The organism is Haladaptatus rarus, from assembly GCF_054177585.1.
In genome coordinates this window covers 259,295-278,475 of record NZ_JBPEHG010000003.1, presented here as the reverse complement: position 1 = coordinate 278,475, position 19,181 = coordinate 259,295, and the positions used below count along the sequence as shown (strand labels likewise).

Annotated in this window: 17 protein-coding genes; 11 read left to right on the top strand and 6 right to left on the bottom strand. The window is 62.0% G+C overall.

Annotation, left to right across the window (positions count from 1 at the left end):
* Positions 1–47 precede the first annotated feature (47 nt).
* From ACR3FE_RS10335 to ACR3FE_RS10325, 3 genes are all read left to right on the top strand, one after another.
* Positions 48–1,115: a M20 family metallopeptidase gene (locus tag ACR3FE_RS10335; RefSeq protein ID WP_458207029.1), complete on the top strand. Its 1,068-nt coding sequence runs from the start codon at positions 48–50 to the stop codon at positions 1,113–1,115.
* A 54-nt stretch (positions 1,116–1,169) separates the two neighbouring features.
* Positions 1,170–2,681, top strand: a complete 1,512-nt coding sequence (locus ACR3FE_RS10330) for a carboxypeptidase M32 (protein ID WP_458207028.1) — start codon at positions 1,170–1,172, stop codon at positions 2,679–2,681.
* A gap of 102 nt (positions 2,682–2,783) precedes the next feature.
* Positions 2,784–2,906, top strand: a complete 123-nt coding sequence (locus ACR3FE_RS10325) for a hypothetical protein (protein ID WP_458207027.1) — start codon at positions 2,784–2,786, stop codon at positions 2,904–2,906.
* A 123-nt stretch (positions 2,907–3,029) separates the two neighbouring features.
* On the opposite strand, the gene ACR3FE_RS10320 is transcribed toward ACR3FE_RS10325, so the two are convergent.
* The 3 genes from ACR3FE_RS10320 to uvrA form a co-directional block, all read right to left on the bottom strand.
* Complete coding sequence (locus ACR3FE_RS10320) at positions 3,030–4,115, bottom strand: geranylgeranyl reductase family protein (RefSeq protein WP_458207026.1); 1,086 nt, start codon at positions 4,113–4,115, stop codon at positions 3,030–3,032.
* Positions 4,116–4,266: 151 nt separating this feature from the next.
* Positions 4,267–4,812 (bottom strand): DUF7344 domain-containing protein, encoded by a 546-nt coding sequence (locus ACR3FE_RS10315; protein WP_458207025.1) that lies wholly within the window; start codon positions 4,810–4,812, stop codon positions 4,267–4,269.
* Positions 4,813–5,011: 199 nt separating this feature from the next.
* Complete coding sequence (gene uvrA, locus ACR3FE_RS10310) at positions 5,012–7,954, bottom strand: excinuclease ABC subunit UvrA (protein WP_458207024.1); 2,943 nt, start codon at positions 7,952–7,954, stop codon at positions 5,012–5,014.
* A 208-nt stretch (positions 7,955–8,162) separates the two neighbouring features.
* Here uvrA and ACR3FE_RS10305 point away from each other — a divergent pair, with 208 nt between their 5' ends.
* Positions 8,163–10,034, top strand: coding sequence for an ABC transporter ATP-binding protein (locus tag ACR3FE_RS10305; protein WP_458207191.1), 1,872 nt, complete (start codon positions 8,163–8,165; stop codon positions 10,032–10,034).
* A gap of 53 nt (positions 10,035–10,087) precedes the next feature.
* Positions 10,088–10,672, top strand: a complete 585-nt coding sequence (locus tag ACR3FE_RS10300) for an LURP-one-related family protein (RefSeq protein ID WP_458207023.1) — start codon at positions 10,088–10,090, stop codon at positions 10,670–10,672.
* Positions 10,673–10,717: 45 nt separating this feature from the next.
* Here the strand turns inward: ACR3FE_RS10300 and ACR3FE_RS10295 are convergent, their stop codons facing one another.
* On the bottom strand, positions 10,718–11,455 hold the full coding sequence (locus ACR3FE_RS10295) for an SDR family NAD(P)-dependent oxidoreductase (RefSeq protein WP_458207022.1): 738 nt from the start codon (positions 11,453–11,455) through the stop codon (positions 10,718–10,720).
* A 102-nt stretch (positions 11,456–11,557) separates the two neighbouring features.
* On the opposite strand from ACR3FE_RS10295, the gene ACR3FE_RS10290 reads away from it, so the two are divergent.
* The 4 genes from ACR3FE_RS10290 to ACR3FE_RS10275 all read left to right on the top strand — a co-directional run bounded on the left by ACR3FE_RS10290 (position 11,558) and on the right by ACR3FE_RS10275 (position 15,418).
* Positions 11,558–12,007, top strand: a complete 450-nt coding sequence (locus tag ACR3FE_RS10290; protein ID WP_458207021.1) for a universal stress protein — start codon at positions 11,558–11,560, stop codon at positions 12,005–12,007.
* A 134-nt stretch (positions 12,008–12,141) separates the two neighbouring features.
* The gene (locus ACR3FE_RS10285; RefSeq protein ID WP_458207020.1) at positions 12,142–13,116 is read left to right on the top strand and encodes an ROK family protein; all 975 of its coding nucleotides are present in this window, start codon (positions 12,142–12,144) and stop codon (positions 13,114–13,116) included.
* Positions 13,117–13,162: 46 nt separating this feature from the next.
* On the top strand, positions 13,163–14,716 hold the full coding sequence (locus ACR3FE_RS10280; protein ID WP_458207019.1) for an LVIVD repeat-containing protein: 1,554 nt from the start codon (positions 13,163–13,165) through the stop codon (positions 14,714–14,716).
* 315 nt (positions 14,717–15,031) lie between these two features.
* Positions 15,032–15,418, top strand: a complete 387-nt coding sequence (locus ACR3FE_RS10275) for a NifU family protein (RefSeq protein ID WP_458207018.1) — start codon at positions 15,032–15,034, stop codon at positions 15,416–15,418.
* A gap of 203 nt (positions 15,419–15,621) precedes the next feature.
* Here the strand turns inward: ACR3FE_RS10275 and ACR3FE_RS10270 are convergent, their stop codons facing one another.
* Together ACR3FE_RS10270 and ACR3FE_RS10265 are read right to left on the bottom strand one after the other, a co-directional pair.
* Positions 15,622–17,055 (bottom strand): ribonuclease FAU-1 family protein, encoded by a 1,434-nt coding sequence (locus ACR3FE_RS10270; protein WP_458207017.1) that lies wholly within the window; start codon positions 17,053–17,055, stop codon positions 15,622–15,624.
* A 124-nt stretch (positions 17,056–17,179) separates the two neighbouring features.
* On the bottom strand, positions 17,180–17,338 hold the full coding sequence (locus tag ACR3FE_RS10265) for a hypothetical protein (protein WP_458207016.1): 159 nt from the start codon (positions 17,336–17,338) through the stop codon (positions 17,180–17,182).
* A 161-nt stretch (positions 17,339–17,499) separates the two neighbouring features.
* Between ACR3FE_RS10265 and ACR3FE_RS10260 the strand changes: the two genes are divergently transcribed.
* Both ACR3FE_RS10260 and ACR3FE_RS10255 read left to right on the top strand, forming a co-directional pair.
* The gene (locus ACR3FE_RS10260; RefSeq protein WP_458207015.1) at positions 17,500–18,528 is read left to right on the top strand and encodes a PrsW family intramembrane metalloprotease; all 1,029 of its coding nucleotides are present in this window, start codon (positions 17,500–17,502) and stop codon (positions 18,526–18,528) included.
* 207 nt (positions 18,529–18,735) lie between these two features.
* Positions 18,736–19,170: an ester cyclase gene (locus ACR3FE_RS10255; protein WP_458207014.1), complete on the top strand. Its 435-nt coding sequence runs from the start codon at positions 18,736–18,738 to the stop codon at positions 19,168–19,170.
* Positions 19,171–19,181 lie beyond the last annotated feature (11 nt).

The window sequence follows — 19,181 nt, the reverse complement described above, 5'->3', positions numbered from 1 at the left end:
GTCGCCGAGGGCGGAAGATTAAGCCGCTGGGCGGACAGGGAAGTTGCATGGACGAACTGGTGGAGACGACCCGCGACCTCGTGTCGATCCCGAGCCACGAGGACGAGACGGCGGCAGGCGAATACATCGAGGAGTGGCTTCGGGCGGAAACCGATGCCGAGGTGACTCGTGACGGGGTAGGGAACGTCATCGCTCGTCGAGGCGAGGGAACCTCGCTCGCGCTGGTGGGGCACCACGACGTGGTGTCGCCGGACGACTCGCAGGTCGAAAGTGGCGGGTACGTCGTCGAAGAGCGCGATGGACGACTCTACGGCAGGGGAACTGCGGACATGAAAGGCTCCGTCGTCGCGTCGATGCTCGCGTTTCGGGATGCAGACCCGACCTGCGAACTCGTCTTCGCCAGTTTCGTGGGCGAGGAAATCGGTGGCACTGGCGTCCGCCACGCCATCGGTCACGGTTTCTCACCGGAGTACGCCATCGTCGGCGAAGGCTCGACGAACTACTCGAAGCAGGGCGTCACCGACGTCGTCGTCGCACACCGGGGCAGGCGCGCGAGCACCGTCACGGCCCACGGGACGGCGGCCCACGCCAGCGAACCGGAAGCCGGAAAGAACGCCATCTATCGGGCGTGCGACGCGGTCGATGTCGTACGCGACTGCGAGGTTGCCACGGTCTCCGTGCTCGGCCACGACGTTTCCGGGAGCGTCGTCGTCACCGAGATCGACGGCGGAAGCGGGTGGAACGTCATCCCGGACACATGCGAGGTGACGGTGGACGAACGAACCGTCCCCGACGAACGCGCCGACCTGGGGGCCGTCGAGGAGATCGAGGGCGTCGAGTGGTCGGTCGAACAGGACTTGCCACCGATGGAGTGCGACGACGAGACGTTCGCCGAGGTGGTGCTCATCGCCGCCCGCGAATCACAGGATGGCGACCCGGAACACGTCACGAAACCCCACGCGACCGACGCCGGGTGGCTCTCGCAGGCCGGGGCGACCTGCGTCGTCTGTGGTGCATCCGAACCCGGCGAAGCACACACGAAAGACGAGAGCGTCGATATCGAGGTGTTGGAGCGTTGTTATCGAACCTACCGGAACGCAGCAGAGCGATTGTGAACGTTTCGTTCCGAAACCCATTCATTGATGGTCGGTGACACCAAACACCAAGCGATGGCAACCGAAGCCGCCACAGAGAACGCCACGTACGAGGAGTTCCTCCAGAAAGTGAAGCGAATCTCGAACGTGCGGAGTTCTGCGATGCTCCTCGGCTGGGATCAGGAAGTGATGATGCCCGAAGGTGGGACGCCAGCCCGGTCACAGCAACGTTCCGCCCTGTCGGCGATCGCACACGAACTGCTCACCGACGACGAGATGGGTGAACTCCTGGACGAGCTCGAATCACAGGAATTGACCAACGAACAGGCAGCCTCCGTCCGTGAGGTTCGCCGCGAGTACGTGCGTGCGACGCGCGTCCCCGGCGAACTGGTCGAGGACATCTCCCGAACCACGTCCGAAGCACTACCGAAGTGGAAAGAGGCGAAGGCCGAAGACGACTTCTCCATCTTCGCACCGACGCTGGAGAAACTCGTCGAGCAGAAACGCGAGTATGCCGAACATATCGACCCCGACAAAGACCCCTACGAGGTGCTGTTCGAGGAATACGAACCCTACCTCGGTATCGAAACCGCAGCGGAGATGCTGGCCCGACTCCGCGACGAACTCGTTCCGCTCATCGAGGCGATTCGTGAGAGCGACGTCGAACTCGCCACGCCGTTCGACGGCACCTACGACACCGAAACGCAAGAAGAACTATCGCGTGACGTGCTCGACACGCTCGGTTACGACTGGGACCGAGGCCGCCTCGACACCGCCCCGCATCCGTTCTCTAGCGGGACGACGTTCGACGCCCGTGTCACGACGCGCTTCGACGAGGAAGACCTCCTCGGCGCGCAGATGAGCACCATCCACGAGTTCGGGCACGCGACGTACACGCAGGGACTGCCTGACGAACATTACGGGACGCCGCTCGGTACCCACCGCGACCTGACGGTTCACGAATCGCAGTCCCGCATCTGGGAGAACCACGTCGGTCGGTCGCGTGCCTTCTGGGAACGGTTCCTCCCCGCCGTCAAGGAACGATTCCCGGACGTGGACGACGCTACCGTCGAGGACGTGTACGAGGCCGCGAACCGCGTGTACGAGGACAACCTGATCCGCGTCGAAGCGGACGAACTCACGTACCACATGCACATCGTGGTGCGGTTCGAGATCGAGAAGGCACTCATCCGCGGCGAGATAGAAGTCGAAGACGTGCCGGAACTCTGGAACGACAAGTACGAGGAGTACCTCGGTATCCGCCCCGACACCGACTCCGAGGGCTGCCTGCAGGACATCCACTGGAGCCACGGCAGCTTCGGCTACTTCCCGACCTACTCGCTCGGCAGCGTCCTCGCGGCACAGCTGTACGACAACGCCGAGGATGACATCCCGGACCTGGAAGAGCAGATTCGAGCGGGCGAGTTCGACGACTTCCACGACTGGCTCACCACGAACGTCCACCAGCACGGCAGTCGCTACACCACCGACGAACTCATCGAACAGGCGACCGGTGAGTCGTTCACTGCGGATTACTTCCTCGACTACGCGAACGAGAAGTACGGCGCACTGTACGACCTCGATTGAACGCGAGTTCGATCGTCATCTGACCCTCGCTCTTCGTCACTAACTTTTCGCTCGTTCCCCTACTGGAACGTCCGATAGCGAAGGATAGCGACGGAGAAAACGATGGATAACGGCGGAGAATACGATGGGTACCGAGAGCCGAAGGCGGCGGAAGAGACGTGCCAATCGGTTGCCACACTGCCTCCGACGACGCGAATCTCGTTGCTGAAGGGAACGCACGGATAACGGACCACTCGGACTCGTCCTCTCCCAGTACATTTCAGTACAAAACAGTAGAGGTGTTTCCATCGCTGGTTTCACGTCGCCAGCGCGCCGAACGGGCTGATTACGTCCGTTTCGGAAGACAGATCACGTCCGTTTCAGAAGCGTCCGCAGGTGTTCCGTCGAGAAGAACGACGTCGGCCTGTCCATGTGGACGCCGATCTCGCCAGACATCGCCTTGAGCCCGGCGGTCTGTACCGGTTCCGGAAGCGAGTAGGTCCGGCGAACCCAGTGACCCAGTCGAATCTCGTTCTTCAGCTCCGTTCGCCACGCTCGTTCGTAGTCGGCCAGCGTGCCGGGGTCGTCGGGGTCGATGGTGCGAACCGCGTGGTCTGCCGCCGTCATACCGTAGAGGATACCGCCCCCGGTGAAGGGTTTCGTCTGGGCGGCGGCGTCCCCGATGAGGAAGCCCCTGTGGGCAGTCACGCGGGGCGGTGGGCCGATAGGGATGATCCCGGCGCAGAAGTGATCCGTTTCGACGCCGTAATCCGCGGTAAAGCGGTCGAACAGCTTTCGAGCGTTCTCTCCTGGCGGTGCGGCCAGTCCGTACTCGACGCCCGCCTCGCCGCGTGGGATTCGCCACGCGAAGAATCGCGGAGCAGTGAGGTGAACGTCCACGAAGTTGCCGCTGTGAGCGTCCGGTGCGAACCCGAGGACGCCCTGGAGTTTCTCGCGCGGTTCCGGGAGGCTGAGTTCCCGCCGGACGCGTGAGACGGGGCCGTCGCACCCGACGACCATCCTCCCCCGGAACGTCTCGGTACCATCGGGGGTACTCGCCGTAACGTCCACGTACTCACCGTGTTCTGCGACCGAAGACACACTGTGGTCTTCGCGTACGTCCGCGCCTGCGTCGCGGGCGGCGTCCGCGAGCATGCGGTCGAGACCAACGCGGTCGATGACGTTCGAGATGACCGTATCCTTGTAGAAGGGGTGTTCCGCCGAATCCGGCCCGCCGACGTGGAATCGCGCACCGTAGATCTCGTTTTGAAGGAGATGGTCGCGTGCTCCGTCGGGGGTGAACGACCAGATGTCGGTGCTGACGTGGCCGGAGCAGGCGAGTGGCGTCCCCACCCGTCCTCGTTCGAGAACGAGAACGTCGAACCCGCCATCTGCGGCCTGCCGTGCGAACCGCGACCCGGCGGGGCCCGCGCCAACAACCACGAAATCGTGCATTGTGGTCGGTTACTTGCCCCCGATTCAAATACCTTCTTTCTCGTTTCAGTCAGTGAAGTCACCGTGAGTTCGGGAAGGGTCGTTCCCGACTCGTGAAAAGAGGAAGTCGCGTTTCGCCTGCTGACGAGTTCGGCACCGACATCTCTCGTTGCTACCGCGCCGATGGCGGTCGTTCCCCGGTTCCGAGTTGTCGGCGACGGAGATAGTGGACGAGTGCGGAGAGCGCGAACGCGGCAACGATGAGCACACCCCAGATCTCGTCAGGAATCGCGGTAAACGGTGGAATACCGAGGAAGTCCGCGAGGACGAGCACTGCACTGACGATGGCGAGACCGAGGTAGTATCTGATCCACGGAAACTCGTCCTGTGGGCGCAGATACCCCTCCAACTGTGCCGCGTTCTCCGACAGCTCGACCACACCTCTGCTCTGGTTGTAGTCGACGATACCCGCGTCCGAGAGTTTCGGGAGATGTGTCTGGTACAGCGACGTGTACACCGACTTCCGCTCGTTCGCGGAGAGGCCTTCGACGGTGGTGTCGTGCTCCCACGCCGCCACCTGCTCGGCAAGTTCGCTCAACTCGACTGGACGACCTTGCTGTTTGAGATAGTGGAGCGTGTATCGCCGCCGCCGATTTTTGAGAACGTCGAAGATTAAATCTTCCGACAGTTCTTGAGGGGTTCCATCAGTCGAACTCATGCCACCAGTGACCCGCAATCCGTTGTTATGCCTATGCCATTGCCACCCGAACGTAACACGAGTGCGAAATTACCGCGGACAACACTTTGTTATCCAGTGCTTAGCTACCAGTAATTTTCAAATTAATTATGGCACCTGGCTTTAAGTGTGCAATTCCTGGCGGTAAGCCCGCCATTCCTTCGAGAACGCGAAAGACCGGTCAGTCGTCCATCGCGGCAGGTGCGGGTCGGTCGGCGCGTGGACCGTCGAGTTCGATGCCCGGGAGTTTGTCACGAAGGTAGCGCCCGGTGTAGGACTGCTCGATTCGAGCGACTTCTTCGGGTGTCCCTGTTGCTACGATTTCGCCTCCTTTCTCGCCGCCTTCGGGACCGAGATCGATGACGTGGTCTGCGTTCTTCACGAGGTCGAGTTCGTGCTCGATGACGACGACGGAGTTACCCTTGTCCACCAGTCGCTGGAGCACCGAGATGAGTTTTCGCTCGTCTTCGTGGTGCAGACCGGTCGTCGGTTCGTCCAGCAGGTAGAGCGTATCGCCCGAATCCCGCTTTCCGAGTTCCTCGGCGAGTTTGATACGCTGGGCTTCCCCACCCGAGAGCGTCGTCGACGGCTGACCGAGTTTCATGTAATCGAGTCCGACGTCTTTCAGCAGCTTCAGGCGACGACGGATGCGCGTGTCGTGCTCGAAGAAGTCGTGCGCTTCTTCGACGGACATATCGAGCACGTCCGAGATGGTCTTCTCCCGGTAGGTCACGTCGAGTGTCTCGTCGTTGTAGCGTGCACCGTCACACTCCTCGCAGGGGACGTACACGTCCGAGAGGAAGTTCATCTCGATCTTGACGGTACCCTGTCCGCCACACTCCTCGCAGCGCCCGCCTTTCACGTTGAACGAGAAGCGACCCTTCTCGTAGCCACGTTGTTTCGCCAACTTCGTCTCGGCGAACAGTTCGCGGACGTAGTCGAAGACGCCCGTGTAGGTGGCGGGGTTCGAGCGCGGGGTTCGACCGATGGGCGACTGGTCGATGAGCCGTACCTTCTCGATCTCGGCCATCCCCTCGATCGCGTCGTGGTCACCGGGGTCAACCGAGGTGTTGTTGTTCATCTCGCGGGCCAGTCCCTTGTAGAGGATGTCGTGCATCAGGGTGGACTTGCCCGACCCCGAGACGCCCGTGATGGCCGTGAACTGCCCGACCGGGATGTCCACGTCCAGGTCTTTCAGATTGTGCTGGCGCGCACCCTGCACCGTGAGATGGGTGTCGCTCTCCCGGCGACCATCCGGAACCGGTATCTCCTTGCGCCCGGCGAGGTAGTCGCCCGTGATGCTTCCATCGTGGGCCATCACCTCTTCGACGTCACCCTGCACGACGACCTCTCCCCCGCGCTTGCCGGGGCCTGGACCCATGTCGATGACGGTGTCCGCCCGGCGCATCGTCTCCTCGTCGTGTTCGACGACGATGAGCGTGTTTCCGAGATCGCGCAGTTCACAGAGCGTGTTCAGCAGGCGGTCGTTGTCGCGTTGGTGCAAGCCGATGGAGGGTTCGTCAAGCACGTAGAGCACGCCGACCAGTCCCGACCCGATCTGTGTCGCCAATCGAATCCGCTGGCTCTCGCCACCCGAGAGCGTCGAGGCTTCGCGGTCGAGCGTGAGATACTGCAAGCCGACCTCCTCCATGAAGCCGAGTCGAGCGCGAATCTCCTTCAGGATCTCCTCCGCGATTCGGTTCTCTCGTTCCGTGAGGTTCGCTTCGAGGTTCTCGAAGTGTGCCAGTGCGTCACCGATGGACATCCGGTTGACCTCGGTGATGGAGGTGCCGTCGACGTACACCGACCGACTCTGCGGTCGCAGTCGCGTGCCGTCACAGGCGGGACATTCGGTCACCGCCATGTAGTCCTCGATGTGGTCTCGGGCGCGGTTGCTATCGGTTTCGACGTAGCGACGTTCGAGGTTCGGGATGACGCCCTCGAACGGCTCTTCTTTCCGCCGGATGCCGTTCTTCGTGTTCCACTTGAACAGCACGTCCTCGTTCGTTCCGTAGAGGAACGCCTCTCGAATCGCCGGGTCGAGGTCTTCGAACGGCGTGTTCAGGTCGACGTCGAAGTGTCGGGCCACTGAATCGAGCTGCCGTCGGTAGTACGTGCGCTGATAGCTCCACGGCTCGAAGACGTTCTTCAGCGGTTTCGATGGGTCTTCGACGACGAGGGCTTCGTCTATCTCTTTCGTCTCGCCGATCCCCTCACACTCCGGACACGCGCCGTGCGGGCTGTTGAACGAGAAACTCCGCGTCTCTATCTCGCGGAAGTCGATGCCGCAGTGCGTGCAGGCGAGGTCTTCCGAGAACTCGACGGCGAGACGTTCCTCCCCTGTACCAGCCAGGTCACCGGTCGAGCGCGCTTGCGAACCCAGGTCGATGTCTTCCGGTGGGTCTGGGACGATGACTTTCAATATGCCCTCGGCCTCTTCGAGCGCGGTCTCGACGCTGTCGGTGATCCGCGAACGAGCCTCCTCGCTCACCTTCACCCTGTCCACGATGACGTCGATGGTGTGGTCGTAGTTCTTGTCGAGTTCCGGGCGGTCGAGTGTCAGGTCGTACTCCTCACCGTCCACTTCGACGCGGGAGTAGCCATCCGAGACGAGGTCGTCGAACAGGTCGGCGAACGCGCCCTTCTGGTCGCGGACGACCGGGGCGGCGATCTTCGCTCGCGTGCCTTCGGGTAAGTCCAGCACCCGCCGAACCATGTTCTGGGCGCTCTGCTCGCCGACCTCCTGCCCACATTGTGGACAGTGGGGTGTGCCGACGCGCGCGTAGAGCAGTCGCAGGTAGTCGTGAAGCTCCGTCACCGTCCCGACCGTCGAGCGCGGGTTGTTCGCCGCGTTCTTCTGGTCGATGGAGATAGCGGGCGACAGCCCTTCGACGTTCTCGACCTGCGGTTTGTCCATCTGCCCGAGGAAGTTCCGGGCGTAGGCGGAGAGGCTCTCGATGTAGCGTCGCTGACCCTCGGCGTACACCGTCTCGAAGGCGAGCGAGGACTTACCCGACCCCGACAGTCCGGTCACGACGTTGAACTCCTCGCGCGGAATCCGCACGTCGAGGTCTTTGAGGTTGTGTTCCTCGGCCCCCCGTACTTCGATGTAGTCCTTGCTCATCTATCCACAGACAGCGACTGAATGGGCGTATGCCTGTCGGTTGCAGATGAAAGCGGAGTGAAAGTGAAAGTGGAATCGCGGTCGGTGACGACGGTCAGTACCCGACTGAAAGGGAGATAGCCTTCGGGCACCTACGGTTCTGAGATAGGTGATACCATTCAGCCACCCCGACAAACTCACTGATATCCGAAATCCCACCGAAAACCCCATGTGGCGACTGTACGCCGAGTACGGTCGCACGCACACGGGCGAGTTTTCCCTGGGAATCGTCGCGACGACGCTCGGCAGACTGTCGGGGTTGCTCCCGCCGTTCGTCCTCGGCCTCGCTATCGACGCGATATTCCTGAATCGGCGTGAGTTTCGACTTCCCCTGTTCCCCACAGAGTTGATACCCGAAACGCAGACCGGTCAGTTGTGGCTCTCGATCGCCCTCATCGCGGGGTCGTTTCTCGTCGGGGCGGTCTTCTCGTGGCTCTCCGGGTGGGGGTGGAATCGGTTCGCACAGGGTGTCCAGCACGCGCTTCGAGTCGATACCTACGACACGATGCAACTGCTCGATATGGACTTCTTCGACAGCAAGCAGACCGGCGAGCTGATGTCGGTGCTCAACAACGACGTGAACCAACTTGAGACGTTCCTCAACGACGGACTGAGTTCGGCGCTCCGGATCGGCGTGATGGTGGTCGGCATCGGGGCGCTCCTGTTCTCGCTGAACCCCTCGCTCGCGCTCGTCGCACTCTTGCCGGTGCCGCTACTCGCGGGGTTCACCTACCTCTTCGTGCGAACAATCCAGCCGAAGTACGCGGCGATGCGGGCGAGCGTGGGGGCGCTCAACTCCCGACTGGAGAACAACCTCGGCGGGGTTCGTGTCATCAAGACCGAGACGGCAGAGGGGTACGAATCCGAGCGCGTTGCAGACGCCTCTCGGGACTACTACGACGCGAACTGGGACGCCATCAGGACGCGAATCACGTTCTTTCCCGGCCTGAGCGTGCTCACGGGGGTCGGGTTCGCGGTGACGTTCGCGGTGGGCGGATTCTGGTTGCTGTCTGGACCGCCCGGTCCGTTTTCGGGGACGCTCGAACCGGGCGAGTTCGTCACCTTCATCGTCCTCAGTCAGCAGTTCATCTGGCCGATGGCGCAGTTCGGGCAGATCATCAACATGTACCAGCGGGCCAAGGCGTCGAGCGTGCGGGTGTTCGGCCTGATGAACGAACAGGAGTCGCTCGAAGAGAATGCGAACGACCCCGACCTGATCGTCACTGAGGGGAACGTCGAGTACGACGACGTGAGTTTCGGCTACGCGGACGACCCGGTCGTCTCGAACGTCGACCTCAGCGCCGAGCGAGGTGACACCGTCGCGCTCGTCGGCCCCACTGGCGCGGGCAAATCGAGCGTACTCAAACTCCTGCTCCAGATGTACGATGTGGACGAAGGGGAGATTCGCATCGACGGCACCGACGTTCGGGACGTGAATCTTCGAAGCCTTCGGCGTGCAATCGGCTATGTGAGTCAGGAACCATTCCTGTTCTACGGGACGGTGAAAGAGAACATCGAGTACGGCACGTTCGGTGCGAGTGACGAGGAGATCGTCGAGGCCGCCAAGGCCGCCGAAGCCCACGAGTTCATCGAGAACTTGCCGGACGGCTACGACACGAAGGTCGGCGAGCGCGGCGTGAAACTCTCGGGCGGGCAGCGTCAACGGCTCTCCATCGCACGGACGGTCTTGAAAGACCCTGCCATCCTCGTCCTGGACGAAGCGACGAGCCACGTCGATACGGAAACCGAGGCGCTCATCCAGCGAAGCCTCGCCCGACTCGTGCGTGAGAAGACGACGTTCGCCATCGCACATCGTCTCTCGACCATCAAGGACGCCGACGAGATCGTCGTTCTGGACGAGGGGCGCGTGGTCGAACGTGGCACTCACGAAGAACTCCTCACACTCGATGGACTCTACGCCAACCTCTGGCGGGTGCAGGCGGGCGAGATCGAATCGCTTCCACGGGAGTTCATCGAGCGAGCGATTCGGCGTCGTTCCGAAGTTGACGGCGGAGATGTCTCCGCCGAGGGAATCGAGTGAGTAACGTTCGAGGTACGCTCAATTTTATATGTGATTCGGAACAAAAGAAGGTGATGGAAGATCCGACACAGAAAAGCGGTGGCATCGGCGGCGTCGTCCTGTCTGGCGACCGCTACACCGTCAAACAAAGTCTCATCCGGAGTAAGTATAAGGTGTACGACGAGGCCGGAGATCTCGTCCTCAAGTCGAAGAAGAAACGCTTCAAGATGAAAGAGGAGTTCCCCTTCTTCGACGCGGATGGGAACGTCGTCTTCCGCGTCAAAGCGAAGAACTTCCTCGACGTGGCGGGCGATTACGTCATCGTCGAAGAAGGCTCCGACGATCCGATCCTGGTGCTCAGCAAGAACTTCACGTTCTTCCACCACGACTGGACGCTGAAACGCCCCGACGGAACCCTCGTGGCGGAGATCGCGTCCCGAAGTGCGTTGCTGGAAGCACTGCGGTCGGTCGTCGATGTTCTCTCGTTCCTCCCTCACAAGTATTCGATCACGACGCCTGATGGCGAGTCTGTCGGCCAGATCGCGGGGAAGTTCTCGTTCCGCGACCAGTACGACATTCACATCGATGACGCGGGAACGATACCGAAAACCGCACTCGTCGTGGGTGCGATCGCCATCGACGCGCTGGAGGGGAACTGAGCGGGTGGAGATAGCGACGGTCGATGGAATCGACGGGTTCCGGAGTCAGACGGTCTCCGGTAGCCAGCCGCCATCGACTTCCACGTTCACGCCGCTCAGGTAATCGCTATCTTCGTCCAGGAAAAAGTGCATTGCCTGTGCCATGTCCTCGAATCTGGCGGGGCGACCACGGGGCAGGTCGTCGGGGAACACGTCGGAGTTCTCGACCACGTAGGGTGAGACTGCGTTGACGGTGATTCCGTCGTCCTGCGTGTCGGCGGCGAGCATCCGGGTGAACATCAGAACGCCCGCCTTGGCGATGAAGTAGGGTGCGTTCTTCGGGTTGACCAGCCCCTTCTCCGAACTGGCGTAACCGACGTTGACGATCCGCCCGAACGCCTGTTCACGCATTCCAGGGAGCGCCCGCTTCGAACAGAGGTAGGTTCCGTTGACGTTGCCGTGGAGGATGGTGTTCCAGCGGTCGAACGAGATATCCTCCCAGTGGTCGGGTGCGAACGGTCCGACGTTGTTCACCAGCACGTCCACGGTTCCGAGGTCGGCTTCGACGGTCGCAAAGAGGTCGTCCACGCTGTCGGGGTCGGTCACGTCCCCCTGCGCGAGCGTGGCGTCCACGCCCCTGTCTCGAGCCCGTTCAACGACGTCGCGTGCCTGCTCGTCGCTCGACCGGTAGTGAACAGCGACGTCAGCGCCACAGTCGGCGAGCGAGAGGAGGAGTTCCCGACCGACGCCTTTCGCACTACCCGTAACCAGTGCGACCCGACCGTCGAGATCTGGTTTGATCATACCGACGCTTCGACGTGGCGGCTAAACTATCTTGATGTCTGATTTTCTTCGCTTCTGAGTTAACGCCCCCATCTTTAATATTCTGCGTGGAGAGATGATACCATGGCAATCGAGACGATTCTGCTCGCCGTGGGACCGGGCGACGCAGACCGCACCGAGAGACTCGCATCTGCGGTCGCGGACGTGGCCGGACCGACTGGGGCAACGGTAGTACTCGCACACGTTTTCACGGACGTGGAATTCGACGACGTCGTCGAACAGCTCGATTACGACCCGAGTGGGAAGCCGAACCCGGACGAGGTCGCGGCTCGACACGCGACGATCCGCTCGCTCGCCAACTCACTGGACGAAGACGACGTAGGGTACGCAATCCGTGGTGCTGTCGGCGAACACGGCGAGACCATCGTCGAACTCGCGGAAGATGTGACCGCAGACAGCATCTTCGTCGGTGGGCGAAAACGCTCGCCAACCGGAAAGGCGGTGTTCGGGAGCACCGCACAGGAAGTGATGCTCTCGGCACCCTGCCCGGTGACGTTCGTTCGGGATGACTGATTCCGGCGTCGTCACGTCAATCGCTCCACTGATTTCGTCGGTCTCGGGAGAAAAAGCAGCATGTCACAACGTAACTCAGTGGTGAGTAAATGCCTGTAGTTAAGTGGTCCCGGTAACCTCTGTTGACCTGAATAATGGCCTACTACGCGGGCGTAGACTTGGGGGCGACCAACGTCCGAGCGGCGGTCGCCGACGAGGAAGGCAACGTCGTCAACGCGGACGAACGCGGCACACCACAGGGACCGACCGGCATCGCGGTCACCGAGGCAGTGTTGGACTGCTTGCGGAGCGCCTGTGCTGACGCGGGCATCGACCCAGTGGAGGTCGTGGCCGCAGGCATCGGCAGCATCGGCCCGCTCGACCTCGCTGAGGGTGCGGTCGAGAATCCGGCGAACCTGCCGGACACCATCGACCGAATCCCACTGACCGGGCCGATCGGTAACCTCATCGCCAGCGACCGGGTATTCTTGCACAACGATACCAATGCGGGCGTCATCGGACAGCGTTTCTACAGCGAACGAAACCCCGACGACATGGTCTACATCACGATTTCGAGCGGTATCGGTGCAGGTGTCACCGTCGACGGCAGCGTCCTCTCCGGCTGGGACGGCAACGCGGGCGAAGTCGGCCACATGGTGGTCGACCCACAGGGCAGGCTCACCTGCGGCTGTGGACACGACGGCCACTGGGAGGCCTACTGCTCGGGGAACAACATCCCGAAGTACGCTCGAATGTTGGCCGAAGAGGATGGACAGGTTCAGACGGCCCTCCCCCTCGAAGACCCGGATTTTTCGGCGAAAGACGTGTTCGACCACGCAGGGATCGACTCGTTCGCAGACCACGTCATCGAGCAGGTCGTCCACTGGAATACGGTCGGCGTGACGAACGTCGTGCAGGCGTACGCACCCATCGTCGTCTACTTCGGCGGCGCGGTCGCTCTCAACAACGAGGAACTGGTCGTCGACCCGGTTCGAGAGCGGATCAGTAACCAACTGCTCAACAACGTCCCCGACGTGCAGGTGACGACGCTCGGCGACGAGGTCGTGTTGAAAGGTGCGGTCGCAAGCGCGCTGACCGACGGTACCGGTGACCAGACGAAGGTGCATTAGCTCCGCCACCCGCGCTTTTATCATTCTCGCGGCCTTCTACGATTGCATGCGACGGCGAGAATTCCTCCGTACCGCCGCCGTGGGGGGAAGTAGTGTGGCTCTGCTTACCGCTGATGGTGTCAGCGCTCGGAAACCGTATCGTCCACTCGGCAGTGTCGCCATCGAAAACGCGAAAGAAGCGGTCGTGGGGAACGACGGGAAGACGGCCTTCGTCGCCGCGACCGACGGGTTTGCGACGGTCGATATCCAGAATCCGGCGAACCCGGCCAAGCTGACGGAGCGCCGAGACCTGCTCGCCGACCGGGCGGGAGGCCCACTCTCGCAGATCTGGGACGTGAAAGTCGATGGGGACCGCCTGCTCGTCGCTGGCCCGGCGAATCCGGTCGAAGGCGACGTTCCACACGGGTTTCTGCTGTACGACGTGAGCGACCCGTCGAAGCCGAAGCGAGTGGCGTTCCACGAGACCGAGTTTCCGATCCACAACGCGATGCTCACCGATGAGATGGCGTATCTCACCGGCAACGACGGTGACGGCAACCCCCTCGTGCTGGTGGACGTGTCCGACGACGATCCGGAAGAGGTGGGTCGATGGTCGATGCTCGACGTCGATTCGGACTGGTCGGACGTGGATTCGTGGGTGCGGTCGCTCCACGACGTGTGGGTACAGGACGGGATGGCGTATCTCGCGCAGTGGGACGCCGGGACGTGGCTCGTGGACGTTTCGAATCCGACGAATCCCTCGTACGTCACGCATATCGGTGGCCGATCGATCGACGAACTCGCTTCGGTTCCATCAGAACGGGATGCAGTGCTCGGTCTGCCGGGCAACGACCACTACGTTCGGACGAACGAGGATGGCTCCTTGCTCGTCGTCAACAAGGAGGCGTGGGACACGGACGGAGCGGGCGGGAACGGTCCCGGCGGGATGGAGCTCTGGGACGTGTCGAATCTCGAAGATCCGACCAAACTGTCCGAGATAGCCGCACCGAAATCGGCAGATCCGAGTTACGATATCGGCGGTTCGGGAGCCGTCTCCGCCCTCTCCGGACTGTCTTCGAGGATTTCTGAGCTCTCTTCGTCCCTCTCGGAACTGTCGCCTGTCGGTGTCGCCTCGGCGCACGGGAAATGCCACGACTGCACCGGCGGGGCTGGCGCGTCGGGGCAGTGGACGACCTCGCACAACTTCGACATCGTGGGCGACCGCCTCTACACGACGTGGTATCAGGGTGGCGTGAAGCTGTTCGACATCAGCGACCCGTCGAATCCCCGCGAACTCGCGTGGTGGCGCGACCCCGCGAAGGCCGCGTTCTGGTCCGCCCAGCACGTCTCGTCCGACTTCTTCGTCGCCGGAAGCATGGGAAGACACGGCGACGGGAAGGGTGGACTCTACACCTTCCCGAACCGGGCGGGCCAGCAGGAGAATCCGCCGACGCTCACCGCGGGCGACAACGGAACCGACGGCGCGATCTCGGCTCCGAAGAACTCCACGACGACGATCACGACCGAATCGTCCACGAAACAACCCGGTTTCGGCGTCGGCGTCGCCGGACTCTCGGTGCTCGGCTTTAGCGCGTGGAAACGGCTTCGGAATCGAGAATAAGACGGCGGACAGGTTGTACTGAAACGTACTATTTTGTACTAGATGTGCTTTCTAACTACAGACGAATTACCGCAGTGACGGACGAAGGGAGGAGGCTGGGGAGGAACGAGGTGCGGTGGCGGTCGCGGTGCAGTTGCGGTCGGGTGGGATTGAAAGGGGCCGGGGGCTTTCGAGGACGACGTACCTGCGGAAACTCGCACATCTCGAAGAGAGCGCCAGAGAGCTTCCCAAGATACTGCATCGACGATAATCCGTCCACATCCCCACGACCGCGAACCCCAACATTCCCATACTTCCAGTCCCTACACTCACCCAATGACCGAGACCGGCGAGACGAAAGCCACGGACGAAGCGGACGATCTCAAATCGCGGGTCGAGCGCTGGCTCTCCGCCCAGATGCCTATCATCCAGATGCACGGCGGGACGAGCGCAGTCCGGAAGGCTGACCCCGAAGACGGCGAGGTCGTCATCGAACTCGGCGGCACCTGTAGCGGCTGTGCCATCAGCGCAGTCACGTCCCAGAACATCGAAGTCGACCTCCTGAAGAAGTTCGACGAGATCGACGACGTGACGGTGCGCGTCCCGGACGACGGCACGGGCGACTGGAAGGTCGATCAACCAGAGAGCGTGATGGGCATCGACCGCAGTGAGGGTGGTCGGGGCGGAAAGATGGGCACCTCGTCCGACAACGAGCATTTCTAACGACCTTGTTCTGCGGTTCGGCCTGCCTCCCTGGGAAAAGCTCGACCAAAAGCACACCTCCCTCACTTCACGACGTTCCGTTCGGTCGTCGGCCCGCTCGCTCAGTCGCGGTGCTCCTTCGCCCGCGGTGAGTGGGCTGGCCTTTGGCGGTTGTGTCGCCGACTGGTTACTGTGGTTTCTTCGCCTCTGTTACTTCTTCTCCACTACTTCTTCAAGACCTTCTCCACGCTCGCCGCCACGCTCCGGGCTTTCCCGGCCAGTTCCTCGGAGATGTGGCCCGCTTCTACCGCCGAATCCAGTTCGTCGTCGTCCACTCGCTCGACGCTTCCGTCCGGTCGTTTCACGACGTCAACGTGCAAATCCACGTAGCGAACGGACTGGGGAAACAACTCGACCGGGGTACAGACGTTGACGTAGGTGCCCTTCGATTCGCCGTCGTCGCTCCGGTAGGCGGTGGGATACCACCACCGTCCTTCGCGGAACTTCGTGATCGCCACGTCGCCCGCCTCGCGGTCGGTGCCGAGGGCGTCGTAGGTGCCCGGCCCCTGCATCTCGCGGCGGACGGTGTACTTTCCGGATTCGAGGTCGGCCTCGGCCACCTCGCCCTTTCCGAGCGAGAAACAGCGCCCGTCGGGTTTACCGTGGTCGATGAACACCTCGCCGCCGTCTTCCGGGCCGAACTGACGGAGGGTCGGGCCGGTCGGAAATTCGTCGTCGGGGTCGACGAGGTCTTCCACGAAATCGACCGCCGAACTCGCTGACTCGTCCGCGGCTTTGATCCGATGATGGCCGGGGATGGTGGTCGTGGTCTCCCCCCGCAGGTCGTCCAGTTCGAATCGGGATTCCCTGCCGAACCAGAGCCACGCCGTCGTTTCGGGTTCGGCGATAGTTCGCGGGAAGTCGCTCTTTGCCTCCTCGTCCACCTCGTCTTCCTCGTCGTCTGCCAGCGCGTCGTCGATGGTTTCGGCGCGTTCGACGGCCCGAGAGAGGGCGGCGTCCATCTCGCCGATGTCGGCGTCGGTCGCGGCGTACTCCCAGCGGACACCCCACTCCTCGGGGACGTCGGTCGGAAGCATCTCGGTCGTCCGAGCGAGTTCGCGCCTGCTGGCGTCGTCCGGAGCACTCGCGACGACGCGATTGACGCCTTTCGAGAGGCTGGCGACGCCGCCGAACACCTGCACGTCGGTTCCGAGCAGGGGTCGGTCGCGCGCCCACGGCGGCGCGGGGTCGTGTACCTGCACGCGCACGTGGTCGCCCTCGTCGATCCTGTCGTCGATCTTTCTGTAGGGGAGGAATCCGTCGCGGTCGCCGAGGTTCACGACCGCCCCGCTTCCGAGCGTCTCGCTGACGATGCCGTCGAAGAGCGCACCTCTGGCCGCAGAGTCCTCCCAGTGGAAGGTGTCGATGCCGATAGCGGTCGCTCGTTCTGCGACGGTCTCGACCGTCTCCGGGTCACCGAAGATACCGACACCCTGTCGGTCGTCGGTCGTCTCGACGGTAGCATCGTACTCGCCGGTTTCGAACTCGTGGTCGAATCGTCGCTGGATGGCTGGCGAGGCCTGCACCACGTCGAACTCATCAGTGAGGAGGGTGGTGAGAGCCGTGGTGTAGATCCCACGGACGCGAACCCGACTCATGGCCGGCATCGAAGTGAGCAGTTGGCGGTCGGTGCGTGGAAAGAGAGAGTGGGAGGCATACCTTCCGCTTGGTGTGGAGGGGTTTTCAGCGTGACGACGAGAAAAGCCGAAGACAGCTGTGATTTCAGTCGTCTGCCGGAACCGCGCCAGTCCAGTTCGCGTCGGATCCGGGGGAGATTCGATCGTCGGACGCTTCCGCCGATTCTACCGATTCCGTCGGTTCGTCTGCTACTGATTTGTTCTCGTCGTTTCGTGCTGTTTTTTCCGGCGGTGCCGAGTACATGATTCCCCGGCTCTGACTCGTGGGCGTCATTGTATCTCACGACTGGTGGATTCCCATTAATAAACTCACCCCTACATGAATATATGTTATTTATACACGTATTAGGAATAATAGGTCAGCTCCGCCGAACGATTTACTCCCCGTCCGTGCGATGACGAAGCATGGACGAGAAAAGCGATCCAGTTGCTCGGGGGATGGACGATTCGACCGATCTCTACGGTATCTCGACGTGGGAGCAACGGTCGCGTCTCGACTGGCTCGCGACGAAGCTGTACGGGGTCGTCGTGGGGACGGCGCGGGCGTTCATCATCTTGCTCGCGTTTGCCATCCTGCTCGTGCAGTTCGCACTCGGCGGACTGGCGGCGATAACCGACCCGTGGGTCGGGACGTTCATCTTGCTCTCCGTCGTTCCGGCGTTCGCGCTCGCGGCCTACATCTGGCACGTCGACGTGACGATGTCGGAACCGCTCCCACTGCTCGTCGGCACCTTCCTGCTCGGCGTGCTGTTCGCCGGATTCGCTGCGGTGCTCAACTCGTACACGGAACCCCTCTTCAGCAGTATACCAGTCGTCGGGATGGTGATCTTCTTCTACGTCATCGTCGCCCCCATCGAGGAGACGGTGAAGCTGTTGGCGGTGCGCCTCTACGCCTTCCGCAGTTCTCGCTTCGACGCCGTCATCGACGGTGCGGTGTATGGCGCGATGGCGGGACTCGGCTTTGCGACCATCGAGAACGCCATCTACATCAGCCAGGAGTTCTTGAACTCCGGCGGAACGAACCAGTTCCTGCAGGCGGGACAGACCGCCGTCTTCCGACTGTTCGCCGGGCCGGGTCACGTCATCTACTCAGCGTTCGCGGGCTACTACCTCGGACTGGCGAAGTTCAACCGTGAGAACGGTGGTCCCATCGTCATCAAAGGGTTGCTCATCGCGGCGTTCATCCACGCGACCTACAACTCGCTCGTCGGCTTCGTGCCCGCACTCGCGTCGACCTTCTTCCCGGCGGTCTCGCCCGCGATGGCGTACATCGGGTTCGTCATCGTGTACGACGGCTTCTTCGGCTACCTGCTCTACCGAAAGATCGACCGCTATCGTCGGCTGTACGACGAGGCGAACCAGCAGGAACCAGTGGCGTTCGGTGACGACGAAGGACGGCCGTCGGACGAGACGGTCGACATGAAATCGGAGTAGTTTCGCTGCACTTCCCGTGACGCAGTAGGTTCGCTGTACTCTTGGTATGTCTCGCACTCTATCGGACGATACGCCTATCGTGAGCAGTGTCGAAGCTAGTAGTAGCGTCTCGAAGCGGGAAGGAGATGCTGCGAGCGGAAAAGCAGAGAGGGTGGGGGAGACGGGAGAAAGCGAGAGGTGTCGAGGGAGACGCTATGGAGGGGTACGATGGCAACGAAATCAATCGAGGAGAACAAGCGACTCGCGCGCCGCATTCCGGAGGATATCGCCACCGAACGGAACTTCGACCTCGTCGAAGCGGTGGCCACTGAGGACTGTGTCGAACACGGTGCCTTCGGGGAGCGAACGGAGGGGAGAGACGCGAACGTGGAGCGACTTCGGAACATCATCGATGCGTTCCCCGACTTCGAGGCGACGGTCGAGGACATCGTCGCCGAGGACGACGAAGTCGCCATGCGCGTCACACTCCGGGGCACACACGAGGGCGAGTTCATGGGGATCGAGCCGACCGGGAACTCGTTCGAGGTACAGAACATGGTCTTCACGCGGATCGAAGACGGAAAGATAGCCGAGCGATGGGTGCAACCCGACACGTTAGGAATGTTCCACCAACTCGGCGTCGTCGAGTCACCCATGGACTGACGCCGGGAACC